Below are 25,725 nucleotides of genomic sequence, written 5' to 3' on the forward strand. Positions count from 1 at the left end.
GTCGCGCAGGGCCATCGCGATGCGCATCTGCGCCGAGGCGCGGCGCTGTCCGATGCTCAGCGCGGCGCCGATGTCGACGGAGGTGGCGGCCCACAGATCAAAGCTCCAGCGGGAGCGTTCATCGTCGTCATCGACGGTGCGGTGGGTCAGCTCGGCGATCGCGGCGAGTCGCCGCGCACTGGCCTGGGCCTCTTCCACAGCGGCCTGCTCGATCGCGCCCAGCAACGCCTCATCGGCGACGTCGGCGAACAGCTGATCGAACATACGTACGATTCTGAGCGCGATCGCGCCCAGCCCGGTGCCGATCACCACGCCGGCGACCGCCTGCCAGAACGTCATCCCGAAACACGAATCCCGCCGCCTGTGGATGAATCCGGGATTGGGGATAACCCCGGCGCCGCAACAGTTCTCGGCCACGCCGAGCGTGCATGAAATGTCCGCCGAAAGCGGCGTGTCGACCGAAGACACGCACGCTCGCGCCGGACGGGCGGAGGCCTCAGTCCAGCAGATCGGTGATCGGCGCGCCGGCGGCGATCTTGGCCCGCACCTTCATCACCTTGCCGGGGAACCCGCCGCCGACCACGCCGACCACGACACCGTCGCGCTCGTAGTAGGCCAGGAACTTGCGCCCGTCGTCCTCCACGATGTGCACGGTGTCGGTGGCCTCCGGCTCCCCGAGGGCCTGGATCTTGACGTCGTACTGGTCGCTCCAGAAGTACGGCACCGAGACGGCCGCCGGCGCGTCCTGGCCCAGCATCGCCGGCACCAGCACGCGGGCCTGATCCGCCACATTGCTCCAATGCTCGACGCGGACTTGACCTTTCACGTCGTCGCGCCAGGACGCGCAGTCGCCGATGGCCCACACGTGCGGTGCGCTGGTGCGGCCGGCGTCGTCGCACACCACACCGTTGTCCACCGTGATCCCGCTGCCCTCGAGCCAGTCGGTGGCCGGATGCGAGCCGATGCCCACCACGACGATGTCGGCGTCGATCTGCTCGCCGTCCGACAGCGTCACCGAGCGCACGCGGTCGTCGCCAGTCACCTCGGACACGCCGACGCCGCACCGGACGTCGACACCCTCAGCCCGGTGCAGTCGGGTCACCAACTCCCCGATCTTCTCCCCCAGCACCGACGCCAGCGGTGCGGGCTGCGGTTCGACGAGCACCACGTCCACGCCGAGCTTGCGCAGGCTCGCCGCCACCTCGCAGCCGATGAAGCCGGCGCCGACCACGACGACACGGCGGGCGTCGGCCGCCTCCCGCCGCAGCGCCAGACTCTGGCCGACGTTGCGCAGCACGTGAATCCCCGGCAGGTCGGGGAACGACCGAATCCGCTTGGGCACCAGGCCCGTCGCGATCACCAGCTCGTCATATCCGAGCGTGCTGCCGTCGGCCAGCGTCACCGTCTTGGCGTCCGTGTCGACCGATCGCGCGCCGTTTCCGAGCAGCAGCGTGATGTCCTTCTCTGCGTAGAACTCCGCCGGCTTCAGGCTGACGTCGTCGGTCTCGGCGCGCAGCACCTCCTTCGACAGCGGCGGCCGGTCGTAGGGCAGATGGTCCTCGTCGCTGACGATCGTGATCGGTCCGGAGAACTCGGCACGACGCAGTTGCTCGGCGGTGCGGGCGGCGGCCAGCCCGCCGCCGACGATCACGACCCCTGAAGTGCTCATCTGGGCTTTTTACACGATCAGGCGAATCCGTTGTGCGCCACCCCACGCGTGGGCGCTCAGCCCCGCGCCCGCTCGATGATGTTGGACAGCACCACGATGCTCTCGCTGCGTTCGATGTCGGCGCTCGAGCGGATCCGTTCCAGGGCCTCCTCGAGGTGGCGCATGTCCCGGGCCAGCACATGCAGCATCGCATCGGCCGTTCCGGTCACCGTCGCCGCGCCGACCACCTCCGGGATGTCCTGCCACGCCGCGCGCAACTGGTCAGGAGCGATGGTCCCGTGGCAGAACACCTGAACATAGGCCTCGGTGGTCCAACCGAGCGCGTTGCGGTCGATCACCGTGGTGAAGTTGCGGATCACGCCGGTGTCGAGCATCCGGTCGACACGACGCTTCACCGCGGGCGCCGACAGGTTCACCCGCTGCCCGATCTCGGCGAACGTGGCGCGGGCGTTCTCGGCGAGTTCGGCGAGGATCAACTCGTCGGTCGCGTCCAGCCGATCCATATCACTCCTTGTACGCAACAAAACAATGCAAAGTCGATTTTGGCACAACAAACAGCATGTAGACGCGCAATGGGTGTTGATTGATTGCGCGAGCGACCCGAAATATCGTTGATCCATGACGATGGACCTCGCCACCGCCACCTCCCCGGCCCAGGACACCGCACCCGCCCGCACCGCCCGGCCCCGACGGTATGTGATGACGTGCCCGGAGTATTTCTCCGTCGAGTACGTCATCAACCCGTGGATGGACACCTCGACCCCGGTCGACACGCGCCGCGCCGTCGCGCAGTGGGAGGCGCTGCGCCAGACCTATCTCGACCTCGGCCACACCGTCGATCTCGTCGCACCCGTCGCCGGCCTGCCCGACATGGTCTACGCCGCCAACGGCGGAATGGTGGTCAACGGCAAGGCCGTCGTTGCGCGCTTCGCCTATCAGGAGCGGGCCGCCGAGGCGGTTGCCTACGCCGCATGGATGGCGGACAACGGCTTCGCCGCCACCGAGACCCGGCACGTCAACGAGGGGCAGGGCGATCTGCTGCTCGCCGGATCGATGATCCTGGCCGGCCACGGCTTCCGCACGGACCGGCGGGCCCACCACGAGATCGCCGAGCACCTCGGCATGCCGCTGGTCGGCCTGGAACTGGTCGATCCGCGGTTCTACCACCTCGACACCGCGCTCGCCGTCCTGGATGACACCACCGTCGCCTACTACCCGCCGGCGTTCGACGAGCACTCCCGGACCACGCTGCGCGACCTGTTCCCCGACGCCATCGAGGTGGCCACCGCCGACGCCTACGTGCTCGGGCTCAACGCCGTCTCCGACGGCCTCAACGTCGTCCTGCCCGCCGCCGCCACCGGCTTCGCCGATCAGTTGCGCGACAACGGCTTCCGGCCGATCGGCGTCGACCTGTCCGAGCTGCTCAAAGGCGGCGGCTCGGTGAAATGCTGCACCCTGGAGGTACATTCATGACCGCTATGCACGCCGCCACACACACCGCCGACGCGATCGCCCTCGACAACCGCTGCGTCGCGCACAATTACTCGCCGCTGCCCGTCGTCGCCGCCAGCGCGGACGGCGCCTGGATCACCGACGTCGAGGGAAAGCGGTATCTCGACTGCCTGGCCGCGTACTCGGCGGTCAATTTCGGCCACCGGCACCCCGAGATCATCGCGACCGCACACGCCCAACTGGATCTGGTGACGCTGGTCAGCCGCGCATTCCACTCCGACCGGCTGGCGCCGTTCTGCGCCGCACTGGCGGAGCTGTGCGGCAAGGACATGGTGCTGCCGATGAACAGCGGCGCCGAGGCCGTCGAGAGCGGCATCAAGGTGGCGCGCAAGTGGGGTGTCGACGTCAAGGGTGTGCCCGCGGGGACCTCGAACATCGTGGTGGCGCAGAACAACTTCCACGGCCGCACCACGACGATCATCAGCTTCTCCGACGATGAGACCGCCCGGCGCGGATTCGGTCCGTACACACCGGGTTTCCGGTCGGTGCCGTTCGGGGACGCCGATGCGCTGGCCCGGGCGATCGACGAGAACACCGTCGCCGTGTTGCTTGAACCGATCCAGGGTGAGGCCGGCATCATCGTGCCGCCCGAGGACTACCTGCCGCGGGTGCGCGCGCTGTGCACCGAGCGCAATGTCCTGATGATCGCCGACGAGATCCAGTCCGGTCTGGCCCGCACGGGCCGAACGTTCGCGTGCGACCACTGGAACGTGGTGCCGGACATCTACCTGCTGGGCAAGGCGCTCGGCGGCGGGGTGGTCCCACTGTCGGCGGTGGTCGCCGACCGGGACGTGCTCGGCGTCCTGCATCCGGGCGAGCACGGCTCGACGTTCGGGGGCAACCCGTTGGCCGCGGCCGTCGGCACCACCGTGGTCGACATCCTCGCCGGCGGTGAATTCCAGCGGCGCGCAGCCGAACTCGGCGTACACCTCCACACCCGCCTGAACGAGTTGATCGGGCGCGGCGTGCTCGAGGTGCGCGGCAAGGGCATGTGGGCCGGGGTGGACATCGATCCCGTGCACGGCACCGGCAAGCAGATCAGCCTGCGGCTGGCCGAACGCGGGGTGCTGGTCAAGGACACCCACGGTTCCACACTGCGCTTCGCCCCGCCGCTCGTCATCACCGCAGACGAAATCGACTGGGCCGTCGACCAACTGGCCGAGGTGCTGGCCCGCTAGTACTTGGCGGTGCCGCGGTCGACGGCGATCTGAGAGCCGGAGATCGTCGCCGACCCGTCCCCCGCCAGCCACGCGACCACGTCGGACACCTCCTCAGGCGTCATGAACTCCTTGAGCCCCTTCTTGCCCTGATGATTCACCGGGTGATACGGCATCGGCGAAAAGCTGTGCAGGAACGCCGGATACTTGCCGAAGATCTCCATCATCGCCTCGGGCTGCACCATCGGCGTGTCGATCGAGTAGGGGTGGATGGAGTTGACCCGGATCCCGAACTCCCCCGCCTCGATCGCCAGTGCGTTGGTCAGCGCCACCAGGCCGTGCTTGGACGCCGAGTAGTGCGCGTTGCCCGGGGTGGCCTTGGTGCCTGCCGACGAGCTGACGATGATGATCGACCCGCCGTTCCCGGCCTCGATCATCGCGGGCACCGCCGCCTTGATCGTGCGCCAGGTGCCGTTGAGGTTCACCTCGATGACGGTGTCCCACTGCTCCTCGGACATCTCCCAGATCCGGCCCCAGCTGAGGATGCCGGCGTTGGCCACCACGATGTCGAGCCGGCCGAACTGTTCCACGGCGTCGGCCACCAGCTGCTGCTGCGCGCCCAGATCGCGGATGTCGATCTCCCGGGCGATCACCTTGCGGCCCGCCTCCTCGACCAGGCGCGCGGTCTCGGCCAGATCGTCGGCCGTCGGCATCGGGTAGGTGACGGTGTCCGACACCGGCTTGCAGATGTCGATCGCGACGATGTCGGCGCCGTCGCCGGCCAACCGGACGGCGTGCGCGCGGCCCTGCCCGCGCGCCGCTCCGGTCACCAGCGCGACGCGGCCTTCCAGGGGTGCATCTGAGGTCACCGGGTCAGGCTAACAGGCAAACTAGAACGCGTTCTAGATGTCTACAGGTCGGCGATGATCTGCTGCCGTTTGGCGGCGTATTCGGCGTCGGTGATCGACCCGGTGGCCCGCAGCGTCTCGAGTTCCTGGAGGCGCTGCGCTGTCGTCGGTTCGGGCGAGGGCATCGGCGGCGCCCCGGCCGGCACCGGGGGCGGCGGGGCATGCTGCGCGCCGGCGCGCCGGACGATGGCCTGCACCTGTGCGCGGGCCGCCGGGTTGGCCCGCAGGTCGATCATGCTGTCCATGCCGATGCCGTTGGCCTTGAGCACCTGCAGGATCTCCATCAACGGCTCGGTCTGGCCGGTCAGATCGTAGGTGCGGTTGTCCTCGGCCACAGTGAACGTCGCGGGCATCATGCCGCTCACCAGAGCGCTGCGCTCCCAGTCGATCTGGTAGTCGTTGGTGGCGGGGTCGACGAGGGCGACCAGCTTGCGGCTGGTGATCATCGGCAGCCGGCTCACCGACGCGATCACCGTGTCCTGCGTCGAGAACGGGGTGATGCCGGGCCCCGAGACCTGCAGGTTGATCTTGACCAGGGGCTGGTCGTTGATGCGGGTGTTGGTCTCCTGGATGCCGACCACCTGAGCCAGTGCGAGCACGCCGGTGGCCTCGAGGGCCTGGGTCTTGGCGGCCTTACGCGTCCCGGCGCTGGTGATGCCCAGCGCGATCAGGACGTCGACGGCCGTGATGAGCAGGCCCGTCCAGAACATCCACTTCATCAGCGGACTGGCGCCCGACGCGAAGTAGATGACCAGGAAGATCGGCCCGACGATGCCGCACAGCAGGACGAACAGCTGAACCCGGACATACCGCCAGAAAGTCGACACGGGTCAGATTATGACCCCAGCAGGCCGTCCCCGGTCAGGATCCGGCGGCCACCTGCATCGGATTGGCGTCCGGAACCGCGACCGGCCGACTCTGCACCAGACGGAACAGCGGTGCGGTCCAGGCGTCCATTGCCGACGCGTTGCGCGCATAGCTGGTGTGCACCGCGACCGCGGCCGGGTTCATGTCGTCCTCGGCGTCGGGGTCGTAGTCGCACACGGCGTCCCCGAGGTCGCAGACGCTGATCGTGCGGGCGCCCATCGCGGGCGTCAGCGGAGCAGGGGTGTGGGCGAGGATCGGCCAGTCCTGCGCGACGCCCTTCCCGCGCCCGGGCACCGCCGTGACGGAGCCGAGGTTCAGCGTCGGATCGGCCGGGAGGCGGTCGCCGTCGGCGACCAGCAGCGCCGCGGCCAGGTTGGGGCTGGTCTCGAGCGCCGCCAGGTTGCGGTGCACCACCATCGCGCCCTGCGAGTAACCGGCCAGCACCACCTGGGTCGTCGGGCACTGCGCGACGAACGCCGCGTACTGCGAGGCCAGCGCTGCGGCGCCGGTGTCGACGCTGCCCATGAAGCCGAGCCAGCCCATCGCGCCGCCGTCGGCGGGTACCGGGACGGCGGGATACTCGACGGCCTCGGCGGTGATCGTGCGGCCGCTGCTCTGCACCAGCCCGGCGAAGTCCCGGTAGGACTTGTTGACCACGCGGCCCATGCCGTCATCGGCGGCGATGTCGGCGGGGGTGCGCTCGCCCGATCCGGCGGCTCCCATCCAGTGCACGTCCGGGCAGGCCGGTTGTGCGGAGGCGGTGCCGGCCGACAGGCCGAACATGGCGGCGCCGCCCACGAGGGCGGCGGCTGCGAAAGTCGAAATACGTGTACTCAACGAATGATCCTCTGGCCCACACCACGACAAAGTGAAGGCGGCGGACCCCTCGACCGCCGCCGTACAGTACATCGCCGGCCGCGAGATCAGCGTTACACCTGCTCCCGGACACAAAAGTGGCGCCCACCCCGAAGGGTGAGCGCCACTCTCGCAGCAGAAGCTAGATCACTCAGAGGATCACCGTAGGCGGAGCCTACTTCAGGATCTTGGTGACGCGGCCGGCGCCGACGGTACGGCCGCCCTCGCGGATCGCGAAGCGCAGGCCCTCGTCCATGGCGACGGGCTGGATCAGCTTGACGGAGATGTCGGTGTTGTCACCGGGCATCACCATCTCGGTGCCCTCGGGGAGGGTCACCACGCCGGTCACGTCCGTGGTCCGGAAGTAGAACTGCGGACGGTAGTTGTTGAAGAACGGCGTGTGGCGGCCACCCTCGTCCTTGGACAGGATGTAGACCTGGCCCTCGAACTCGGTGTGCGGGGTGGTGGTGCCCGGCTTGATGACGACCTGGCCGCGCTCCACGTCCTCGCGCTTGATGCCACGGACCAGCAGGCCGACGTTGTCACCGGCCATGCCCTGGTCGAGCAGCTTGCGGAACATCTCGACACCGGTGACCGTGGTCTTGGTGACGGTGGGGCGGATGCCGACGATCTCGACTTCCTCGTTCACGTTGATCACGCCGCGCTCGACACGACCGGTGACCACGGTGCCGCGGCCGGTGATCGTGAAGACGTCCTCGACGGGCATCAGGAAGGGCTTGTCGGTCTCGCGGACCGGGTCCGGGATCGACTCGTCGACCGCGTCCATGAGGTCCTCGACGGACTTGACCCACTTCTCGTCACCCTCGAGGGCCTTGAGCGCCGAGACGCGCACGACCGGGGCGTCCTCGTCGAAGTCCTGGGCGGCCAGCAGTTCGCGGACCTCCATCTCGACGAGCTCGATCAGCTCCTCGTCGTCCACCGCGTCGGCCTTGTTCAGGGCGACCAGGATGTAGGGCACACCGACCTGGCGGGCCAGCAGCACGTGCTCGCGGGTCTGCGGCATCGGGCCGTCGGTCGCGGCGACCACCAGAATCGCGCCGTCCATCTGGGCGGCACCGGTGATCATGTTCTTGATGTAGTCGGCGTGACCGGGGGCGTCGACGTGCGCGTAGTGACGCTTCTCGGTCTGGTACTCCACGTGGGAGATGTTGATCGTGATGCCGCGCTGACGCTCCTCAGGCGCGTTGTCGATCTGGTCGAATGCGCGCGACTCGTTCAACTCCGGGTACTTGTCGTGCAGAACCTTGGTGATTGCTGCAGTGAGGGTGGTCTTGCCGTGGTCAACGTGACCGATGGTCCCGATGTTGACGTGCGGCTTCGTCCGCTCGAACTTCGCCTTCGCCACTGTGTTGTCCTCCTGGACTGTGTTGGTGCTTCTTCTAAAGCAGGGTTGATCTTTGCAGTTGTGGTTCTCAGCTGAGCAACCGGGCTACTGCCCGGTCGCCTTCGCGATGATCTCCTTCGACACGTTCGCCGGAACCTCGGCGTACGAGTCGAACACCATGGAGTAGTTCGCCCGGCCCTGGGTCTTCGACCGAAGGTCGCCGACGTAGCCGAACATCTCCGACAGCGGCACCTGCGCCTTGACGACGCGCGCACCGCTGCGCTCTTCCATGGCCTGGATCTGACCACGGCGGGAGTTCAGGTCGCCGATCACATCACCCATGTAGTCCTCGGGGGTGGTGACCTCGACGGCCATGATGGGCTCCAGGATGACGGGCTGCGCTGCCTGCGCGGCCTTCTTCAGCACCTGCGAGCCGGCCACCTTGAACGCCATTTCCGACGAGTCGACCTCGTGGAACGCGCCGTCGAGCAGGGTGACCTTCAGGTTCACCAGCGGGTAGCCGGCCAGCACGCCGTACTGCATGGCGTCCTGCGCACCGGCGTCCACCGACGGGATGTACTCGCGCGGGATGCGGCCACCGGTGACCTTGTTCTCGAACTCGTAGGTCGCCCCGTCCTCGCCGCTGAACGGCTCGAGGTCGATGAGCACCTTGGCGAACTGGCCGGAGCCACCCGTCTGCTTCTTGTGGGTGAACTCGACCTTCTCGACCTTGCGCTTGATCGTCTCGCGGTAGGCCACCTGCGGCTTGCCGACGTTGGCCTCGACCTTGAACTCGCGACGCATCCGGTCCACCAGGATGTCCAGGTGCAGCTCGCCCATGCCGCCGATGACGGTCTGGCCGGTCTCCTGGTCCAGGTGCACCTTGAAGGTCGGGTCCTCTTCGGCGAGCTTCTGGATCGCGGTGCCCAGCTTCTCCTGGTCGCTCTTGGTCTTCGGCTCGATGGCCACCTCGATGACCGGATCCGGGAACGTCATCGACTCCAGCACGATCTGCTGGTTCGGATCGCTCAGCGTGTCACCGGTCGTGGTGTCCTTCAGACCGATCACGGCGTAGATGTGGCCGGCCGATGCGCGCTCGACAGGGTTCTCCTTGTTGGAGTGCATCTGGAACAGCTTGCCCAGCCGCTCCTTCTTGCCCTTGGTCGCGTTGATGACCTGGCTGCCCGACTCGACGGTGCCGGAGTACACGCGCACGTAGGTCAGCTTGCCGAAGAACGGGTGCGTGGCGACCTTGAACGCCAGCGCCGAGAACGGCTCGTCGGTCGACGGCTTGCGGGTGATCAGCTCGTCTTCCTTGTTCGGAGCGTGACCCTCGGCGGGCGGCACGTCCAGCGGCGACGGCAGGTAGTCGATCACCGCGTCGAGCATGGGCTGCACGCCCTTGTTCTTGAACGCCGAGCCGCACAGCACGAGGTAGGCCTGCGAGCTGATCGTCAGCTTGCGCAGCGCGCCCTTGATCTCCTCGATCGTGAGCTCTTCGCCGCCGAAATACTTCTCCAGCAGGGCCTCGTCGGTCTCGGCGACCGCCTCGAGCAGCTTGGTGCGGTACTCGTCGGCCTTCTCCTGCAGATCGGCCGGGATGTCGACGACGTCGTACTTCTCACCGAGCTTGGCCTCGGCGCTCCACACCTTGGCCTTCATCTCGACCAGGTCGACGACGCCGGAGAAGTCACCCTCGGAGCCGATGGGCAGCTGGATCGGGATGACGTTGGCGCCGAGGCGCTCCTCCATGGTGCGCACCGAGAAGTAGAAGTCGGCGCCCAGCTTGTCCATCTTGTTGACGAAGCAGATGCGCGGCACGTCGTACTTGTCGGCCTGCCGCCAGACCTGCTCGGACTGCGGCTCCACGCCTTCCTTGCCGTCGAAGACGGCCACGGCACCGTCGAGCACACGCAGCGAACGCTCCACCTCGACGGTGAAGTCGACGTGGCCGGGGGTGTCGATGATGTTGATCTGGTTGTCGTTCCAGAAGCAGGTGGTGGCAGCCGAGGTGATCGTGATCCCTCGCTCCTGCTCCTGCTCCATCCAGTCCATCGTGGCGGCACCGTCGTGCACCTCACCGATCTTGTAGCTGATACCGGTGTAGTAGAGGATGCGCTCGGTCGTCGTCGTCTTGCCGGCATCGATGTGCGCCATGATGCCGATGTTGCGGACCTTCGTGAGGTCGGTCAGCACGTCCTGTGCCACGGCTAAATTCCCACTCTTTCGCTTGCTTGTCGGGTGTTCAGTTGCGCCCTGCGGTCCTCAGTGACTGCAGGGTGTGCAATCACCAGCGGTAATGCGCGAAGGCGCGGTTGGCCTCGGCCATCTTGTGGGTGTCCTCGCGGCGCTTGACCGCGGCACCCAGGCCGTTGCTGGCATCGAGGATCTCGTTGGCCAGACGCTCGACCATGGTCTTCTCGCGGCGTTGCTTGGAGAAGCTGACCAGCCAGCGCAGCGCCAGCGTCACCGAGCGGTCCGGACGAACCTCGACCGGAACCTGGTAGGTGGCGCCACCGACGCGGCGGCTGCGGACCTCGAGCGAGGGCTTGACGTTGTCCATGGCCCGCTTGAGCGTGACCACCGGATCAGTGCCGGTCTTGTCCCGGGCCTGTTCGAGCGCACCATAGACAATGCGCTCGGCCAGTGATTTCTTCCCGTCCAGCAGCACCTTGTTCACGAGCTGGGTGACCAGCTGCGAGCCGTAGACGGGGTCGTTGACCAACGGACGCTTGGGCGCCGGTCCCTTGCGCGGCATCAGCTCTTCTCCTTCTTCGCGCCGTAACGGCTGCGGGCCTGCTTGCGGTTCTTCACGCCCTGGGTGTCCAGCGAGCCGCGGATGATCTTGTAGCGCACACCCGGAAGGTCCTTCACACGACCACCGCGCACGAGCACCATCGAGTGCTCCTGCAGGTTGTGGCCCTCACCCGGGATGTAGGCGGTGACCTCGACCGCGCTGGTCAGTCGCACACGCGCGACCTTGCGAAGCGCCGAGTTCGGCTTCTTCGGGGTCGTGGTGTACACGCGGGTGCACACACCGCGACGCTGCGGGCTGCCCTTCAGCGCCGCGGTCTTCACCTTGGCGATCTTGTCGCGGCGACCCTTACGGACCAGCTGGTTGATGGTTGGCATGTACCGGCTTCCTGTGTTGCTTGCGTCTTCTTTAAGTTTCGTGTCGCGGGCTACCCCGCATCCGGGCGTGTCGCATGCGGCCGCCGCGTGAATCTCGGAGTAATTTCCAAGGCGCCCGCGGCGCTAGACATGCAAAGTGGCCCGGCGTGCAGGCGTGCTTGTGACTCAGTCAAGCCTCAAGCGCCTTATCTGCCAGGCACGACGATCCACAATACCAGGGCCGCGGACCTCGACAAAACCCGCTGACCTGCACCGCTGCGGCTGCGACCCGTCACCGGTGCCGCATGCCGGCGGCCAGCCGCATCACCATGTCGCTGAACACCGCGTCGGTGTCGAGGCCGCTCATCACCCCGGTCATCTCCAGGAGCACGAACCCGTGCATGGCCGACCAGAACTCCAGTGCGGCGAAGAATGCCGACTCCTGGTCCAGACCGTAGGCGGACAGGACCGCGATCACCGGCGCGGCCGCGGCGTGCGTGGCCTCGGTGAACTCCGGGTCGTCCCCGCCGAGCGGCATCCGGGTGAACGCCGAGTACCTGCCCGGGTGGTGGTGCGCGTAGCTGCGGTAGGCACCGGCCATCACCATCACCGCATCGTCGGGCGTACGGCCCTGACCGACGGTGTTGAGCATGTCGATGATGTCGCCGACCACGCGCATCCGCACCGAGCGGCGCAGATCGTCGAGGCTGTGCACGTGGTTGTACAGCGACGGACCCTTGGTGCCGAGTTGGGCGGCGAGCGCGTTGATGGTCAGGGCGTCCCAGCCCTCGCGGTCCAGGAACGTCAGCGCGGCGTTGACGATGGCCTCGCGGCTCAGCTTCGCCGTGCGCGGCGGCCGAGTTGCCATCTTCGTGGTTCCCCCTTCGCCGCGGCCGACCCGAACGCTACGAGGGTCGACGAGAGACTCTAGTTCACCCGCTCCTGGCTGAGCTGCGCGAGTTGACCGACGATCGTGCACAGATCCGGCAGTGTCTCCGAGTTCATCGTCTGGATCGACCACGTGATGACGTCGCCGCCCTTGGCCACGTAGATGCTGCACGCCGAGTCGTCGGACGCCTTGAAGCCCTCGTTCCCGTCGATCGCGAGCTCGGTCAGCGTGCGGCCGGCCTGCTGCTCGAGTTCACGCTCGGTGTCCATGTCGCTGCCGCGGTACCACCACGTCGAGATGCCCATGCCGGCCCCGACGTTGCCGATCATGGTGTTCTCCTGCCAGAAGCACCCGGCGTCACTGACCACGGCGGGGGTGAACAGGTTCGATCCCGCGGCCTTGGCCACGTCGGCATCGGTGATGCCGTTGCAGTCCACGCTGCGGAACCCACCGCCTGCCGCGCCGGAGCCGCCGCCGGACGACGGCTCGGCCGGACGCTCGGGGCCTGAGCAGGCGGCCAGGGTGAGCGTCAGGCAGAGCCCGGCGACGAGGCGAACGGCGGTCATCTCACATGTCCGAGCGCAGGGTGGCCGTGAGGAGCTTCTGCGCGTCGACGCACGGGTCGCCCGTCTTCTGGCCGCGGTACTGCACCCACCAGCTGAGCACCCCGGTACCGGCCGCCGCGGTGGCCGAGCAGGCGGCGCCGGTGACGTCGCGGCGCGCGGAGAACGCCTGATGCCGTTCCACGACGGTGTCTTTGACGACGGCGCCGCGCCGCGCGGCCAGTTCGTGTTCGCGGGCCAGGTTGCCGGTGTCGAACCAGGAGAACGTCACGTCGATCGTGCCGGAGCCGGGCCGAGACAGGATGTACTGGCACACCGCACCGCTATAGGGCCGGATCACCTCGGCTGCGCCCAACGTCGCCTGCACCGTGCTGTCGTCGAGCAGTCCGCAGCGGTCGTCGACGTAGCCGTAGGTGCGGTCCGGGTCGGGGACGGTTCCGTCCTCCCGTTGCGCCACGCCTTCGACGGTCTGCGCGCAGCCCCCAGCGGTCGCGGCCCCCAGGACAGCAACGGTGAGGACTTCGAGGACACGTCGGCGCATCGCAGCTCACGGTACCCAGCACAACTGGCTGTGGCGACTCGTCCGACGTCGTAGGCTGCCGGTGTGACCACAACGGGACGAATGCTGGGCGCGTGCGTGCTGACGATGTCCGCGGTGCTGACGCTGAGTCCGCCGGCGCAGGCCAAGAACGGTGACACCCACATCACCGGCCAGGGCGTCTCCCGCACCATCGACTGCAACAACGCGACCCTCATCGTGGTGGGGACCGGCAATCAGATCACCGCGGTCGGAACCTGCTGGGCGGTGACGGTGCAGGGGTCCTCGAACGTGATCGTGGCCGACAACGTCATCAACGACGTCACGGTCTACGGCTACGACCAGACGGTGTTCTACAAGAACGGCGCGCCCATCGTCTGGGACCGCGGTCGCGAACTCGGGATGACAAATCGCATCGATCGGGTACCCGCCTGAGCGTGTATCCCCTTCGAGTACTCGCCGGTGCCGGTGTCGCGGCGCTGTCAGCAGCCACATTCGGACTCTCCGCGTGCGGGTCGAACAGTTCCGACACCGACAGGCCGTCGGCCACGGCCGGCTCCTCCGGCGCGCAGATCGAGATCGGCAACACGATCAATTACGGATCGTTCGGCACGACGGCCGACATCGACTGCGCCGACGGGAAATCCCTCAACGTCGGCGGCTCGAACAACACGCTGACCGTGACGGGCACCTGTGCGAACGTCAACATCGGCGGGGCCGACAACAAGATCACGTTCGACCGGGTCGACGCCGAACTGTCGGTGGTGGGACTGAACAACACCGTCACCTACCGCGACGGCGACCCGAAGGTCAACGACACCGGCAGCAACAACACGATCAGCAAGGGGTAGGTCGCTGCCCGACTTCGCGGCGGCGTTCCACGCGATCGCGGGTCGTTTCCGACACAGGAAGATCAAGTCGACGGCGTTCGACGAGAGCAACGGACACGCGCCGTTCAACGCCTCCGGTGTGGTACAGGTCGGTCCTGGCCGGTTCGTGTTCATCGACAACAACGACCCGACAGCCGTGTTCGAGCTGGCGCTGGGAGCCGATGACGAAGAGGCAGAACGGATTTCGCGGCGCCCCCTGGCCGGCATCGCCGAGGGCCAGTTGCGCGATCCCGAAGGGCTGACGCGCATCGACAGCGACGGCGAAATCTTCCTCATCATCACCTCCTCGCTCTGTGTGTCCGAAGAAGGGCACCGAGTCAGTGACGGACTGGTGCGGGTCCGATACACCCACCACGGTGACCTTCACGCAGAATGCATGCACGGATTCCGCGATTGGCTGCTGCGCCTCATGCCTTCGCTGGCCGCGGCCGGCCGGCGCACCCCCGACGACGGCGGGTTGAACATCGAAGGCCTCGCCTGGGACCCGCGCACCCGGACACTGCTGTTCGGCGTGCGGGCACCCAACGCACCCGGAGCGGCCACCGTGATCCGGATTCCCGTCGACGCGGTCCGTGCCCCGTGGACGGTGCCGTCACTGGGCGCGCCGTCGGCAGTGCAGATCCGGCTCCCCCGGTCCACCGCGGCGCAAGGCATCCGCGACCTGTCCCACGACGAACAGACCGGAGACTTCCTGGTGCTGCTCGGGCGCTCCATCAGCTCAGGCGACGATCCGTTCCAGCTCGGCACATGGAGCGGCGCCGGCCATCAGATCGAGTTGCTTGACGTCACCTTCCACCGATCGATGAAGCCCGAGGGCGTCGTCGCGTTCTCCCGCGGCGGCGACCGAAAACTCCTGATCGTCGACGACCGGGGCGGCTACGCGGTCTGCGATCACCCCGCGGGTGGTCAGTAGAAATAGAGGTTGGAGCCGGGCAGCTCCTGATGCACCCTGGCCCTGCCACCCGGAGTGAGATCGAGCCCGAACTTCGCCATCTCCGTCGTCCGCACGCTGACCAGATTGAAATAGCCGGTATAGGCGAACCGGCCCGGCGGGTTCGCCGGATCGGTGACCGGGACGGGGACCGGGGCGATCGTGAACTCTTCGGCGTGCTGGTCGTTGCTCGGCGCGCAGGTGTAGAGATACTTGTGCCCCTGCGGGGTGACCTGCGACGCGCTCGCATGCAGATTCCGGCTGAAAGCCCTGCTGGTCAACGACTTTCCGGTCCCGAGGTCGTCGATCGCCCACAGGTCGGCCGGATCGTTGTCGTCTTTGAGCGGTTGGTGGTAGACCTCGAAATTCGCCGGGGTGGGTGTGCCGGGCGGAATCGACTCGGTGTTGCTGGCATGCAGGCAAGCACTCGTATCGTGCTTGAGGATGTAGACGGGATCGGCCGGGCCCGGCAGACCCGTGGCGATGTATCCGGCCGATTCGGCCAGTCGCAGTTGCTGCCGCACCAGGTCGATTTCCGTGACGATGTCGGGGACGCCGAATCCCGTCAGCAGTGCCTGCATCTCGTCGATCAGGGGCCGAAGGACGGTCTGCTGGTTCTCGCGGCTGAAGATCGTGTCGCGGTAGGCCCTGATCTGGTCGAACAACTGCTTGCGGCGTGCGTCGTCATTGCGCACCAGTTGGGCGATCATGCCGTCACGGCCCAACTTGAACGGCCTGTCGGGCTGCAGTGTCTGGTCGATGCCCCAGGGAATCATCTTGAACCTGATGTCGCCCACACCCGGTGCCGCGACGGCTGTGACGTCGTTGTAGAGGTAGGTGTTGTTGGTGTTGTCGGCGTAGCCGTCCCAGTGCTTGAGGAAGAACTCCATCGCGTAGATCTTGAGGAACTGACCCATGTCGAACACCTGGTCGGCACCCGCGAGGCCGTTCGCCTTGATGTGAGCGCACGCGAACGTGAGATCGGCTTTGTCCTCGAATTCAGACAGCGCCTCCACGCCGATGAAGTCGAGTCTCTCCTCGACGACATCGTCGTGGTGCTCGAGCTCGTACAGGTTGCCCTTCATGTTGCCGTTGAAGTTGCGCTCGATGTAGCGCTTCATCACCGGCTCGGCGTTGACATAGACACCCGGGGCTCTGGCGCCGCCGGCCCCCTGACCGACCGGCGTTCCGTTGACGAACACGCGGGCGTAGTTGCAGCGTGAATGGGGCAGTCCCGCCATGCCCAGCAATCGGTAGCCGAGCGCTTGTTTGATGTAGGACCTGTCCTGGATGGAGTTGTTGAGTGTGACGTAGCGCGACCCGATCAGGGCCTCGATGCCGGCGACGTTGGCGTCGCCCAGTCTGCCGAAGTCGACATGCAGGCAGGGCTTGTCGCTGTCGATCGAGCCGCAGAACGACTTCTTCTTGAGTCCCACGTCAGTGAACGTGGTCGCAGCCGGGAACTTCGTGCCGGATATCTCGACCGAGTCGGCCTTGCGCCAGGTGTACCTGGCGCCGTCGGCGAACTCGAAGTTGCAGCGACCGCCCTTGGGCTCCTCGTTCCGCAGCGCATCCCACTCCGCCGCTGGCATCGTGATCTTGATCGTGATCACGTTGTCGATCGCGTAGAACGAATCGAGCGCTTGTTGCTGAAGAGCAGTCATGGTCACGTCTCCCGGTGCGTCGCGGCGTCCCCTCAGGGTGCGACGGGGCATTCCGTTGCGCGTGAGTAGGACGCTACTCGCTTTCCGCAGCCATCGTGCCCGGACCGGGCAGGTATTGCGTCGTCGACGCCGCGCCGGCGCCGTGCCGGCCGGCGCCGGCGGCGAAACGTGCTGCGCCCTGCAGTGATTCGGCGGCGACGCGCGACATGCTGCCGAATTCGAAATCCATCGCGTCGGCCTCCGACATCCCCCACTGGGTGAGCGCGGACATCCGGTCGTTGCGCAGACACAGCTGCGGGAGCCTGGCCAGTTCAGCGGCGAGTTCTTCTGCCGCGGCGCGGGCTTGCCCCCTCGGCACGACGCGGTTGGCCAGGCCGATGGCGTGGGCTTCCTCGGCGCCGACCGCGCGTCCGGTCAGGATCAGGTCCATCGCCCGGCTCTGCCCGATCAGCCGTGGCAGCCGCACGGTGCCGCCGTCGATGAGCGGCACCCCCCACCGTCGGCAGAAGACACCCATCACGGCATCCTCCTCGACCACCCGCAGATCGCACCACAGCGCCAGCTCCAGGCCGCCGGCCACCGCGTAGCCACTCACCGCGGCGATGACGGGTTTGGAGAGCACCATCCGGCTCGGCCCCATCGGACCAGGACCGCTGCGATGCACGGCATTCGATTCCGGGGTTCCGAAGGCCTTGAGATCCGCGCCCGCGCAGAAGGTTCCGTTGTCTCCCCACAACACGGCCACCGACGCAGAGTCGTCCTTGTCGAACGCGTCGAACGCCACGTACAGCTCGGCGGCCGCGGGGCCGTTGACCGCGTTGCGGGCCTGTGGCCGATCCATGATCACCGTGGTGACCGGGCCGTTCTTCTCGACTCGCACGCCGCCCTGAGTCATCGCGCCTCCATCATCTCGTCGTCGCGCCGCGCGGCCAGTTCCGCGGCGAAGTCGTGATACGCCGCGCGCAGTGGGGCGCCCGGCCACCCCGCGGGCAGCAGTTCCTCGGGGAGCACGGGGTCGGTGCGCAGGTGGCGCACGATGCCCGCGGCGGCGGTGAACCGGCCCGGCACATCAGGGGCAGCGGTGATCTCGGCGAGCAGATCCTCGCCGGCGGAGATCCAGCCCGGCAGATCCCACAGCGCAGCCGCCAGACCCGCGGGATCATCGTCGTGCGCGCGCATGGTCCGACTGTGCCCGGCCACCTCGCCGGGCAGCTCGACGTCGAGATTGGCCGGACGCAGCCATACCCCTTCTCGGAGCTCACCGAACCTGTTGTCCTGCAGTGCACTTCGGATCGAAGCGCGAGTGCGCGCATCGTTGCCGACACTGGTGACGACCACCGCGGTCCACGACCCGTCCCAGCGCCGGGTGCGCGGGTCGAGCGCGGCGTCCTGCCTGCGCTGGCGCGCCAGGAGCCGGTCGGAGAGTCGGTAGCCGTCATCGGAGCGCACGAGGTCGCCGGCGCTGACCATCCGGGTCAGCGCCACCCGCACCGTCGGCTCCTTGAGGTCGAAATCCGCGGTGAGCCTGAGCAACTCCGCCGCGGTGGCCCAGGCCGGATGGGCACCGAGCAGCACGCTGAGCACCACCGAGCGTGCCGTCATCCGCCTCACCGGCTCGGGCACCTAAACCCCCGAGGTGGCGCGGCCGTGATCGCCGAACGGTTCGTCGCGGCGACGTACCGCCTCACGGAAGCCGTGTTCGCGCGCCTCGGCGACGAAGGCGTGTCCCTCGGGCGTGTGCCGTGCCACGCCGTCGAACACCGTGGAGATCATCGCGCTGTTGGCCACACCCTGGTTGTAGAGCGCGCTGTTCAGGGCGAGCTTGACCATCATCAGCTGGTTCACCGGCATGGCCGCGATACGCTCCACGAGGCGCTCGGTACGCTCGTCGAGATCCTCGGGCGCCGGCGCCTCGACCGCCAGTCCCCACTCCGCGGCCTGCGCACCGGTGATGCAATCACCGGTCAACAGAAGGCGTTTCGCACGCTGATCGCCGAGCCGGTGCGCCCACAGACCGGCCGCCGGCACCCCCCACACACGGGTGGGTGGGTAACCGATCTTCGCATCCGCGGCGGCGATCACCTGGTCGGCGTGCAGCGCGATGTCGGTGCCCCCGGCCACGCAGTATCCGTGGATCTTGACCACGGTCGGCTTGTCGGCGCGCATCAGGCTGGAGAACCCGCGGACGAACCGGCTCATCATCTGGTAGTCGATCATCGGGTCCCACGGCTGATCGGGCAGGTGGTTGATCGCCTGCGTCTTCCCCGACAGCACGGTGTCGCGGTAGGGGCTTCCGCCGCCCGCCGACGACGAGCCCTCGGCGTAGGCCGACAGGTCGAAACCCGCGCAGAACCCGGCGCCGCGGCCCGATACGAGGATCACGTGCACGTCGGGGTCGAGATCGGCGCGCTCGACGAGGGCGGACAACTCCAGCGGGGTGTCCGCGACGATCGCATTGCCCTTCTCCGGGCGGTTGAAGGTGATCCGGGCGACCCGGTCGGTGACCTCGTAGGTCATCGTCTTCAGATCGTCGAAGTCGACGGGTCTGAGTCCATTCCCGGGTCGCTCCGCTCCTGCCCGCCGGTCTGCGTGGGTCATGCCTTGACCATCGCGCGCTCGAGGATCGGCGCGAGATCCAGCCCGGTGGGCAGCGTGCCGAACGCGCCGCCCCACTGGCCGCCCATCCGGGTGGCCAGGAACGCCTCGGAGACCGCGGGATGGCCGTGGCGTACGAGCAACGAGCCCTGCAGCGCCAACGCGATGTCCTCGGCCACCTGCCGGGCGCGGTACTGGATCGACTCGAGATCGCCGAGCTGCGGCCGCAGTGTGCCCACATGCGCATCGAGGCGCGGATCGTGGCCGGCGGTGGTGGCGAGCTCGTCGAACAGAACGTCGATGCACTCGGGGCGAGTCATCATGGCGCGCAACGTATCCAGCGCGCTGACGTTGCCGGAGCCCTCCCAGATGCCCATCAGCGGCGCCTCCCGGTACAGCCGGGGCATGCCGGAGTCCTCCACGTACCCGTTGCCGCCGAGACACTCCATGGCCTCGGCGGCGTGCGGTGTCGCACGCTTGCACACCCAGTACTTGGCAGCGGCCAACCCGATTCTGCGGAGCAGGGTTTCGCGCTCGTCGCCGCGCACGGCGTGATCGGTGGCGCCGGCCATCCGCATCGCCAGCATCGTGGCCGCCTCGGCCTCGACGGCGAGGTCGGCCAGCACGTTGCGCATCAGCGGCTGATCGATCAGGTAGGCGCCGAACGCCTTTCGATGCTGGGCGTGGTGGATGGCACGCATCAGTCCGTTGCGCATGCTGGTCGCACTGCCCAGCGTGCAGTCCAGCCTGGTCAGGTTGACCATCTCGATGATGGTCGGCACGCCGCGGCCTTCCTCGCCCACCAGCCAGGCCGTGGCGCCGTCGTACTCCACCTCGCTCGAGGCGTTGGCGTGATTGCCCAGCTTGTCCTTGAGCCGCTGCAAGAACATCCGGTTGCGGCTGCCGTCGGGCAGGATGCGCGGCAGCAGGAAGCAGCTCAGGCCGCCGGGCGCCTGCGCGAGCACCAGGAAGATGTCGCACATCGGCGCCGAGGTGAACCACTTGTGCCCGCGCAGCGAGTAGGTGCCGTCACCGTTCGGGGTGGCCTCGGTGGTGCCGGCGCGGACGTCGGACCCGCCCTGCTTCTCGGTCATCGACATGCCTGCGGTGATGCCGGCTTTGGTGGTGGGCACCTTCAACTCGGGGTCGTAGCTGCGGCTGGTCAACAACGGCTCGTAGACCGCGGCCAGTTCGGGGTTGTGCCGCAGGGCCGGGACGACGGCGTAGGTCATCGAGATCGGGCAGACGTGGCCCGGCTCCGGCGTCCACACGGACGTCTTCGCGGCGCGCACGACGTGCGCACCGGGGCGGTCGTCCGCCCAGGGTGCGGCGTGCAGGCCGTGACCGATGGCGACGGTCATCAGCTCGTGGTAGGCGGGGTCGAACTCGATCTCGTCGATCCGGTGCCCATACCGGTCGTGGGTGTGCAGCACCGGCCGGTTCCGGTCGGCGAGTTCACCCCAGCGCTGGGCGCGGGTCGAGCCGCCGAGTGCCCCCAGCTCGTGGACCTCGTCGGCGCCCCATTGGCCGCCCTCGCGGATCAGCGCCTCGGCCAATACGGGCGAGGCCGCCGGGTTGAAGTTCTCCAGCGGAGGGACCTGATTGCTGACGACATGGGTGTCCATGTCGTCCACTGTTACATTTGTGCGACGGTCACACAAGATCTGTAACAGGGTTGATCACTTGGCGCAGAGCTCGCCCAGCGTGTTCCGGCTCGACTCGGCCGCCTTGATCCGGTCGGCCTGGGCCGGATCGGCGTTGTCGGTGCCCGCGATCGCGTTCATGCCGATCACCTGCAGTTCACTGCCGAACTTCCGGGCTGCGTCGGCGATGTCGCCCGGAGTATCGGCGCTGATCTGGCTGAGCAGGTAGTCGCCGCCTCCGAGCATCGACAGCCGCGCATTGGCGGCCACCGCCTCCAGCGCGGCGGGTTCGGTGCCGATGCGCACATTCGTCTGTATCTGCACTCCCATGGCCACCAGCTGACCGGCATCGCAGACACGGGTCTTCGGATCGCCCGAGAGCTGACGCTCGGCGGTCGGGGACGCATCCGGGACGCTCAGCAGCGCCCAGACCGCGACACCGATCGCGACCAATGCCGCCAGCAAAGCGATCGGCGCCAGTGGCGACCGGTTGCGCTCGACCTTCTGAGGGACGCGCGAGACACGCGGTTCGGAAGTACTTGCAAGCGAAACTTCTTGATCATCAGCCACGCTCGCGATCGTAAGGGCACGACGGGCCTTCACAGGTCGGGAATGTCCGAACGGTATGGATCGGCGACCGGATCGTCATTTCGGTTACTGCTTTTCGCAAGAACAGTTTGTGTATTGTCAGCCGTCGGGGTGTTACAGCTTTCTTGGGGGTACTGATGTCGATCGATACGGCGTACATGCGGGAAGCGATGGCCCGGAAGTTGCTCCGGCGGGGCGTCTCCAGCGGGAAGATCTCGCTGCCTGCGGTTCCCGGCATGCTCGACGAGTACGTGTCGCTGTGCGACAACACTTTTTCCGCGCTCGGCCGAAAGTTCTCCACCGAGGAACGCGACCATCTCCGTGCGTTACTCGCCAAGGAGTTGGCCAACGCCTACTCGGCCTCGAACCGGTCCAACATCGTGATCAGTTACGAGGCTCCGATCGGCACCGTGGTCAACTACTTCATCCAGCCCGAGGCGTCGACGCTCGAAGAGACGTACGACAACTGGGTGGCCACCCGCAAACCGCCGCTGTTCGGCACCATGCCCGACGCACGGGTGTCGGCGCTCGCCGCGGAGGCCGACGATCCCCGAACGGCTCGCGTTCTCGACATCGGTGGCGGCACGGGACGCAACGCCTTGGCGCTGGCCCGGCGGGGCCATCCCGTCGACGTCGTCGAGCTGACGCCGAGATTCGCGGAGATCCTGCGCGCCGACGCCTACAAGCAACTCCTCGACGTCCGCGTAATCGACCGCGACGTCTTCGAGAGCATGGAGGACCTGCAACACGACTACCAGCTGATCGTCCTGTCGGAGGTCGTCTCGGACTTCCGGTCACCGGAGCAGCTGCGTGCCATCTTCGAGTTGGCGGCTCAATGTCTGGCCCCGGGTGGCCAGTTGGTGTTCAACACCTTCACCCCCCGCCCCGGCTATCTTTCCCACGACGCCGTCAACGAGCTGGCGGAGGCGGCCCGCGAACTCGGGCAGCAGATGTACACCTCGATCTTCACCGGCGATGAGATCAACGCGGCGGTGGCCGGTCTGCCGTTCGAGTTGGTCAGCAACGACTCGGTGTACGACTACGAGCAGGCCAATCTACCGGCCGGGGTGTGGCCGCCGACCGGGTGGTACGCGGACTGGGTGAGCGGGCTCGACGTGTTCGACGTGCCGCGGGAGCAGTCGCCGATCGAGATGCGCTGGTTGGTCTACCAGAAAACGGCGTAGCCGCCATGACCGGAGCGGTGCCGGCGATCTGTCTCAACATGATCGTCCGCAACGAAGCGCACATCGTCCGCGAGGTCCTCGACTCGGTCGCGCCCTACATCTCCTCGTGGGTGATCGTCGACACCGGCTCCGACGACGGCACGCCGGACGTGATCCGCAATCACATGGCCGCACTGGGTATCCCGGGGGAACTGCACGAGCGGCCGTGGCGCAACTTCGGCCACAACCGATCAGAAGCTCTGGCGCTGGCGGCCGGGCACGGCGACTACATCTGGGTGATGGACGCCGACGATCTTCTCGTCGGCACGCCGGATTTCAGTGGCCTGACCGCGGACCTGTACCAGCTTCACTACGGGCCGGACGTCAGTTACTGGCGCCGGCAGCTGTTCCGGGACGGGCTGCCGTGGCGCTACGTCGGCGTGCTTCACGAGTACGCCGACTGCGACCGACCCTGTGTCGAGGAGCGTCTCGACGGCGACTACTACATCGAGTCGCGCCGGCTCGGCGGCCGCAGCCTGGACCCGGAGAAGTATCTGCGTGACGCGGAAGTGCTGCTGGCCGAGGTCGAGCGGAATCCCGACGATCCGCGATCCGTGTTCTACCTCGCCCAGAGCTACTTCGACTACGGCGATATCGCGAGCGCCCACACGTGGTACACCCGCCGCGCCGAGATGGGCGGCTACGACGAAGAGATCTACTACTCGATTGCCCGGATCGCCGAATCCATGCTGCGCCTGGACTATCCCTGGCCCGACGTGCAGGACGCGTATCTGCGCGCGTGGGAGTTCCGACCCATCCGAGCCGAACCGCTTTACGCCATTGCGCACTGGTATCGCAGCAATCAGCGCTTTCAGCTGGGATATCTGTTCGCCGAACGGGCGACACAGATCCCCGTGCCGCAGAACGACTCGCTGTTTCTCGGCGCCGAGGTCTATGCGTGGCGGGCACTCGACGAGCAGGCCGTCTGCGCGTCGTGGATCGGCAAGAGCGACGAAACTTTCGCAATCTGCCGGCGACTGCTGAGCCGGGACGACATCGGTGACGAAGACCGGCAACGCATCGCCGCCAACCGGGATTGCGGAGCACGACCGCTGATCGATGTGGCGCAGGCGTATCCCGAGGACCGGGTGCGCGCCCTCTCAGCCGGCCCACGGGACGGCGACGTCACGGTCACGGTGGTCGCCGGGCCCGAGGTGGCGGCAACCGAGCGCACGCTGAATTCGTTCTTGCACTGCTGTACCGATCTCTCCCGCGTCGGCCCGGTGCTGGTCGTCGACGTCGGTCTGTGGCCGCAGGATCGCCAGGCACTCTCGGCGCGGTATCCCTTCCTGGAGTTCCGGCAGTTCGCTCCCGGGACGTCGGTGTCGGAGATCCGTGAGGTCATCGGCACCCGCTTCTGGCTCAATCTCGGCATGGGCTGGCAATTCTTCGCCCGCGACGACTACCTCACGCGGCTGACGAGCGTGCTGGAAGCGGAGCCGAACGTCTACCAGGTGGGAGTCAACTTCGATGACGCCGACAAACTGACCGGACTGGTACCGCCCCGGAGCGTGCTCCGTCGCATCGACGGCGCGGGCCACTACGTACTGACCGACGCCGCCGCGATCGGGCCGGCCATGTTCGACTGCTCGCGCTGGCACGCGACCGAAACATATTCCGGCACGGCCACTCTCGACGAAGTGCTCTGCGTCCTGCAGGCGTGATCTCGTGAGCGAACACACCGGTAGCGACATCCGCGGCCCCAGGGACATCGGTCGAATACTGCTCAGATGCGCCGATCGACCCGGACTGGTCGCCGCCGTCAGCACGTTCCTCGCCGAGATCGGGGCTAACATCATCTCTCTGGATCAACACTCCACGGAGCCGACCGGCGGAACGTTCATGCAGCGCACGATCTTTCACCTCCCGGGACTGCCAGCCGCCCGGGATCAGCTCGAGCGCGACTTCGCTGACCGCGTCGCGGGACCGTTCGGCATGGACTTCCGGCTCACCGAGGCCGCGAAACCCAAGCGTGTTGCGATCATGGCGTCCACTGAGGATCACTGTCTGCTGGACCTGCTGTGGCGCAACCGGCGCGGCGAGCTCGACATGTCGGTGGTGATGGTGATCGCCAACCATCCGGACCTGGCCGACGCGGTGCGGCCGTTCGGTGTGCCGTTCCTTCATGTGCCGGCGCGCAAAGACATTCGCGACGAGGCCGAGGGGCGACAACTCGATCTCCTGCGCGGGAACGTCGACCTCGTGGTGTTGGCCCGCTACATGCAGATCCTGACGCCGAACTTCATCGGGCAGGTCGGGTGTCCGTTGATCAACATCCACCACTCGTTCCTGCCCGCGTTCATCGGCGCGTCGCCGTATCGGCGGGCCAAGGAGCGCGGGGTCAAACTCGTCGGGGCGACGGCCCATTACGTGACCGAGGATCTCGACGAGGGGCCGATCATCGAACAGGATGTGGTGCGGGTCGATCACCGGCACAGCGTCGACGATCTGGTGCGCCTCGGCGCCGACGTGGAACGGGCCGTCCTGTCGCGAGCGGTGTTGTGGCACTGCGAGGATCGCGTGATCCGCTTCGGCAACCAGACCATCTGTCTGTAGTTCGCCCGCTCTGCACCAAGGGGACGGCCCCCCTCCCGAAGGAGGGGGGCCGCCCCGATCGGTAACCGGACCTTACTCGTTCGCAGAACCCCCGGCACCACCCGAGCCGCCCGAGCCACCCGAGCCGCCGCTGCCGCCGGAGCCTCCCGAACCGCCTGAGCCGCCCGCGCCGCCGCCGCTGCCCGAGGCACCCGAGCCTCCGGAGCCGCCCGAACCGCCCG

28 protein-coding genes are annotated in these 25,725 nt (G+C 67.3%); 8 read left to right on the forward strand and 20 right to left on the reverse strand.

Features of this window, described 5'->3' with window-relative positions; genetic code table 11:
- From MCHUDSM44219_RS01220 to MCHUDSM44219_RS01230, 3 genes are all read right to left on the reverse strand, one after another.
- On the reverse strand, positions 1-264 hold a 264-nt coding region (locus MCHUDSM44219_RS01220; protein WP_236695310.1), incomplete at its 3' end, for a DUF222 domain-containing protein.
- 232 nt (positions 265-496) lie between these two features.
- The gene (locus MCHUDSM44219_RS01225) at positions 497-1,669 is read right to left on the reverse strand and encodes an NAD(P)/FAD-dependent oxidoreductase (RefSeq protein WP_048416408.1); all 1,173 of its coding nucleotides are present in this window, start codon (positions 1,667-1,669) and stop codon (positions 497-499) included.
- 56 nt (positions 1,670-1,725) lie between these two features.
- Positions 1,726-2,172, reverse strand: a complete 447-nt coding sequence (locus MCHUDSM44219_RS01230; RefSeq protein WP_048416409.1) for an Rv2324 family transcriptional regulator — start codon at positions 2,170-2,172, stop codon at positions 1,726-1,728.
- Positions 2,173-2,293: 121 nt separating this feature from the next.
- Here MCHUDSM44219_RS01230 and ddaH point away from each other — a divergent pair, with 121 nt between their 5' ends.
- Both ddaH and rocD read left to right on the forward strand, forming a co-directional pair.
- Positions 2,294-3,142: a dimethylargininase gene (ddaH, locus tag MCHUDSM44219_RS01235; protein WP_048416427.1), complete on the forward strand. Its 849-nt coding sequence runs from the start codon at positions 2,294-2,296 to the stop codon at positions 3,140-3,142.
- Positions 3,139-4,359: an ornithine--oxo-acid transaminase gene (gene rocD / locus MCHUDSM44219_RS01240; protein WP_048416410.1), complete on the forward strand. Its 1,221-nt coding sequence runs from the start codon at positions 3,139-3,141 to the stop codon at positions 4,357-4,359. The genes ddaH and rocD overlap by 4 nt, the downstream gene beginning before the upstream one ends.
- Here rocD and MCHUDSM44219_RS01245 read toward each other — a convergent pair.
- From MCHUDSM44219_RS01245 to MCHUDSM44219_RS01290, 10 genes are all read right to left on the reverse strand, one after another.
- The gene (locus MCHUDSM44219_RS01245; RefSeq protein ID WP_048416428.1) at positions 4,356-5,189 is read right to left on the reverse strand and encodes a mycofactocin-coupled SDR family oxidoreductase; all 834 of its coding nucleotides are present in this window, start codon (positions 5,187-5,189) and stop codon (positions 4,356-4,358) included. The genes rocD and MCHUDSM44219_RS01245 overlap by 4 nt on opposite strands.
- Positions 5,190-5,248: 59 nt before the next feature.
- Complete coding sequence (locus MCHUDSM44219_RS01250; RefSeq protein WP_048416411.1) at positions 5,249-6,073, reverse strand: SHOCT domain-containing protein; 825 nt, start codon at positions 6,071-6,073, stop codon at positions 5,249-5,251.
- Positions 6,074-6,107: 34 nt separating this feature from the next.
- A complete protein-coding gene (locus MCHUDSM44219_RS01255; protein ID WP_048416429.1) occupies positions 6,108-6,896 on the reverse strand; it encodes a cutinase family protein in 789 nt (262 codons plus the stop codon).
- 247 nt (positions 6,897-7,143) lie between these two features.
- Positions 7,144-8,334 carry an elongation factor Tu gene (gene tuf / locus MCHUDSM44219_RS01260; RefSeq protein ID WP_048416412.1) on the reverse strand — a complete coding sequence of 397 codons (1,191 nt, stop codon included), beginning with the start codon at positions 8,332-8,334 and terminating at the stop codon, positions 7,144-7,146.
- Positions 8,335-8,418: 84 nt separating this feature from the next.
- On the reverse strand, positions 8,419-10,521 hold the full coding sequence (fusA, locus tag MCHUDSM44219_RS01265; RefSeq protein ID WP_048416413.1) for an elongation factor G: 2,103 nt from the start codon (positions 10,519-10,521) through the stop codon (positions 8,419-8,421).
- Positions 10,522-10,600: 79 nt separating this feature from the next.
- Positions 10,601-11,071 (reverse strand): 30S ribosomal protein S7, encoded by a 471-nt coding sequence (gene rpsG, locus MCHUDSM44219_RS01270; protein ID WP_043405699.1) that lies wholly within the window; start codon positions 11,069-11,071, stop codon positions 10,601-10,603.
- Complete coding sequence (gene rpsL / locus MCHUDSM44219_RS01275) at positions 11,071-11,445, reverse strand: 30S ribosomal protein S12 (protein ID WP_003929602.1); 375 nt, start codon at positions 11,443-11,445, stop codon at positions 11,071-11,073. Before rpsL ends, rpsG begins: the two co-directional genes overlap by 1 nt.
- Positions 11,446-11,716: 271 nt before the next feature.
- A complete protein-coding gene (locus tag MCHUDSM44219_RS01280) occupies positions 11,717-12,292 on the reverse strand; it encodes a TetR/AcrR family transcriptional regulator (protein ID WP_048416414.1) in 576 nt (191 codons plus the stop codon).
- A gap of 59 nt (positions 12,293-12,351) precedes the next feature.
- Complete coding sequence (locus MCHUDSM44219_RS01285) at positions 12,352-12,879, reverse strand: DUF3558 domain-containing protein (protein WP_048416415.1); 528 nt, start codon at positions 12,877-12,879, stop codon at positions 12,352-12,354.
- 1 nt (position 12,880) lies between these two features.
- The gene (locus MCHUDSM44219_RS01290) at positions 12,881-13,417 is read right to left on the reverse strand and encodes a DUF3558 domain-containing protein (RefSeq protein ID WP_048416416.1); all 537 of its coding nucleotides are present in this window, start codon (positions 13,415-13,417) and stop codon (positions 12,881-12,883) included.
- A gap of 81 nt (positions 13,418-13,498) precedes the next feature.
- Between MCHUDSM44219_RS01290 and MCHUDSM44219_RS01295 the strand changes: the two genes are divergently transcribed.
- Together MCHUDSM44219_RS01295 and MCHUDSM44219_RS01300 are read left to right on the forward strand one after the other, a co-directional pair.
- Positions 13,499-13,849 (forward strand): DUF3060 domain-containing protein, encoded by a 351-nt coding sequence (locus MCHUDSM44219_RS01295; protein WP_048416417.1) that lies wholly within the window; start codon positions 13,499-13,501, stop codon positions 13,847-13,849.
- Positions 13,850-13,851: 2 nt separating this feature from the next.
- The gene (locus MCHUDSM44219_RS01300; RefSeq protein ID WP_236695306.1) at positions 13,852-14,265 is read left to right on the forward strand and encodes a DUF3060 domain-containing protein; all 414 of its coding nucleotides are present in this window, start codon (positions 13,852-13,854) and stop codon (positions 14,263-14,265) included.
- On the opposite strand, the gene MCHUDSM44219_RS30610 is transcribed toward MCHUDSM44219_RS01300, so the two are convergent.
- Positions 14,252-14,671: a hypothetical protein gene (locus tag MCHUDSM44219_RS30610; RefSeq protein WP_236695307.1), complete on the reverse strand. Its 420-nt coding sequence runs from the start codon at positions 14,669-14,671 to the stop codon at positions 14,252-14,254. The genes MCHUDSM44219_RS01300 and MCHUDSM44219_RS30610 overlap by 14 nt on opposite strands.
- Positions 14,672-14,680: 9 nt before the next feature.
- Here MCHUDSM44219_RS30610 and MCHUDSM44219_RS30615 point away from each other — a divergent pair, with 9 nt between their 5' ends.
- On the forward strand, positions 14,681-15,217 hold the full coding sequence (locus MCHUDSM44219_RS30615) for a DUF3616 domain-containing protein (RefSeq protein WP_236695308.1): 537 nt from the start codon (positions 14,681-14,683) through the stop codon (positions 15,215-15,217).
- Here MCHUDSM44219_RS30615 and MCHUDSM44219_RS01310 read toward each other — a convergent pair.
- The 6 genes from MCHUDSM44219_RS01310 to MCHUDSM44219_RS01335 form a co-directional block, all read right to left on the reverse strand.
- Positions 15,211-16,899 carry a CotH kinase family protein gene (locus MCHUDSM44219_RS01310; RefSeq protein ID WP_048416420.1) on the reverse strand — a complete coding sequence of 563 codons (1,689 nt, stop codon included), beginning with the start codon at positions 16,897-16,899 and terminating at the stop codon, positions 15,211-15,213. The two genes, MCHUDSM44219_RS30615 and MCHUDSM44219_RS01310, sit on opposite strands and share 7 nt — an antisense overlap.
- Before the next feature lie 73 nt (positions 16,900-16,972).
- Positions 16,973-17,794 (reverse strand): crotonase/enoyl-CoA hydratase family protein, encoded by an 822-nt coding sequence (locus MCHUDSM44219_RS01315; RefSeq protein WP_048416421.1) that lies wholly within the window; start codon positions 17,792-17,794, stop codon positions 16,973-16,975.
- Positions 17,791-18,501, reverse strand: coding sequence for a PaaX family transcriptional regulator C-terminal domain-containing protein (locus MCHUDSM44219_RS01320; protein WP_048416430.1), 711 nt, complete (start codon positions 18,499-18,501; stop codon positions 17,791-17,793). Before MCHUDSM44219_RS01320 ends, MCHUDSM44219_RS01315 begins: the two co-directional genes overlap by 4 nt.
- A 21-nt stretch (positions 18,502-18,522) precedes the next feature.
- Positions 18,523-19,497: a crotonase/enoyl-CoA hydratase family protein gene (locus MCHUDSM44219_RS01325; RefSeq protein ID WP_048416422.1), complete on the reverse strand. Its 975-nt coding sequence runs from the start codon at positions 19,495-19,497 to the stop codon at positions 18,523-18,525.
- Entirely contained in the window at positions 19,494-21,119 is a 1,626-nt protein-coding gene (locus MCHUDSM44219_RS01330; protein WP_048416431.1) for an acyl-CoA dehydrogenase family protein, read from the reverse strand. The genes MCHUDSM44219_RS01325 and MCHUDSM44219_RS01330 overlap by 4 nt, the downstream gene beginning before the upstream one ends.
- A 54-nt stretch (positions 21,120-21,173) precedes the next feature.
- Positions 21,174-21,740, reverse strand: coding sequence for a hypothetical protein (locus MCHUDSM44219_RS01335; protein ID WP_236695309.1), 567 nt, complete (start codon positions 21,738-21,740; stop codon positions 21,174-21,176).
- Between the two features lie 122 nt (positions 21,741-21,862).
- Here MCHUDSM44219_RS01335 and MCHUDSM44219_RS01340 point away from each other — a divergent pair, with 122 nt between their 5' ends.
- The 3 genes from MCHUDSM44219_RS01340 to purU are packed head-to-tail and all read left to right on the forward strand — an operon-like array spanning position 21,863 to position 25,504.
- Positions 21,863-22,909 carry a class I SAM-dependent methyltransferase gene (locus tag MCHUDSM44219_RS01340; protein ID WP_048416424.1) on the forward strand — a complete coding sequence of 349 codons (1,047 nt, stop codon included), beginning with the start codon at positions 21,863-21,865 and terminating at the stop codon, positions 22,907-22,909.
- 5 nt (positions 22,910-22,914) lie between these two features.
- A complete protein-coding gene (locus MCHUDSM44219_RS01345) occupies positions 22,915-24,612 on the forward strand; it encodes a tetratricopeptide repeat-containing glycosyltransferase (protein ID WP_048416425.1) in 1,698 nt (565 codons plus the stop codon).
- Between the two features lie 4 nt (positions 24,613-24,616).
- Positions 24,617-25,504: a formyltetrahydrofolate deformylase gene (gene purU / locus MCHUDSM44219_RS01350; protein WP_048416426.1), complete on the forward strand. Its 888-nt coding sequence runs from the start codon at positions 24,617-24,619 to the stop codon at positions 25,502-25,504.
- Positions 25,505-25,725: the final 221 nt, after the last annotated feature.

Origin of the sequence: Mycolicibacterium chubuense, assembly GCF_001044255.1 — a bacterium.
GTDB lineage: Bacteria > Actinomycetota > Actinomycetes > Mycobacteriales > Mycobacteriaceae > Mycobacterium > Mycobacterium chubuense.

Bases quoted from the DNA above. Each gene is read 5' to 3' on its own strand.
- MCHUDSM44219_RS01225 (WP_048416408.1), bottom strand. From the start codon at position 1,669: ATGAGCACTTCAGGGGTCGTGATCGTCGGCGGCGGGCTGGCCGCCGCC.
- MCHUDSM44219_RS01230 (WP_048416409.1), bottom strand. From the start codon at position 2,172: ATGGATCGGCTGGACGCGACCGACGAGTTGATCCTCGCCGAACTCGCC.
- ddaH (WP_048416427.1), top strand. From the start codon at position 2,294: ATGGACCTCGCCACCGCCACCTCCCCGGCCCAGGACACCGCACCCGCC.
- rocD (WP_048416410.1), top strand. From the start codon at position 3,139: ATGACCGCTATGCACGCCGCCACACACACCGCCGACGCGATCGCCCTC.
- MCHUDSM44219_RS01255 (WP_048416429.1), bottom strand. From the start codon at position 6,896: ATGTTCGGCCTGTCGGCCGGCACCGCCTCCGCACAACCGGCCTGCCCG.
- rpsG (WP_043405699.1), bottom strand. From the start codon at position 11,071: ATGCCGCGCAAGGGACCGGCGCCCAAGCGTCCGTTGGTCAACGACCCC.
- rpsL (WP_003929602.1), bottom strand. From the start codon at position 11,445: ATGCCAACCATCAACCAGCTGGTCCGTAAGGGTCGCCGCGACAAGATC.
- MCHUDSM44219_RS01280 (WP_048416414.1), bottom strand. From the start codon at position 12,292: ATGGCAACTCGGCCGCCGCGCACGGCGAAGCTGAGCCGCGAGGCCATC.
- MCHUDSM44219_RS01285 (WP_048416415.1), bottom strand. From the start codon at position 12,879: ATGACCGCCGTTCGCCTCGTCGCCGGGCTCTGCCTGACGCTCACCCTG.
- MCHUDSM44219_RS01290 (WP_048416416.1), bottom strand. From the start codon at position 13,417: ATGCGCCGACGTGTCCTCGAAGTCCTCACCGTTGCTGTCCTGGGGGCC.
- MCHUDSM44219_RS01295 (WP_048416417.1), top strand. From the start codon at position 13,499: ATGCTGGGCGCGTGCGTGCTGACGATGTCCGCGGTGCTGACGCTGAGT.
- MCHUDSM44219_RS30615 (WP_236695308.1), top strand. From the start codon at position 14,681: ATGCACGGATTCCGCGATTGGCTGCTGCGCCTCATGCCTTCGCTGGCC.
- MCHUDSM44219_RS01310 (WP_048416420.1), bottom strand. From the start codon at position 16,899: ATGACTGCTCTTCAGCAACAAGCGCTCGATTCGTTCTACGCGATCGAC.
- MCHUDSM44219_RS01315 (WP_048416421.1), bottom strand. From the start codon at position 17,794: ATGACTCAGGGCGGCGTGCGAGTCGAGAAGAACGGCCCGGTCACCACG.
- MCHUDSM44219_RS01320 (WP_048416430.1), bottom strand. From the start codon at position 18,501: ATGACGGCACGCTCGGTGGTGCTCAGCGTGCTGCTCGGTGCCCATCCG.
- MCHUDSM44219_RS01325 (WP_048416422.1), bottom strand. From the start codon at position 19,497: ATGACCCACGCAGACCGGCGGGCAGGAGCGGAGCGACCCGGGAATGGA.
- MCHUDSM44219_RS01330 (WP_048416431.1), bottom strand. From the start codon at position 21,119: ATGGACACCCATGTCGTCAGCAATCAGGTCCCTCCGCTGGAGAACTTC.
- MCHUDSM44219_RS01340 (WP_048416424.1), top strand. From the start codon at position 21,863: ATGTCGATCGATACGGCGTACATGCGGGAAGCGATGGCCCGGAAGTTG.
- MCHUDSM44219_RS01345 (WP_048416425.1), top strand. From the start codon at position 22,915: ATGACCGGAGCGGTGCCGGCGATCTGTCTCAACATGATCGTCCGCAAC.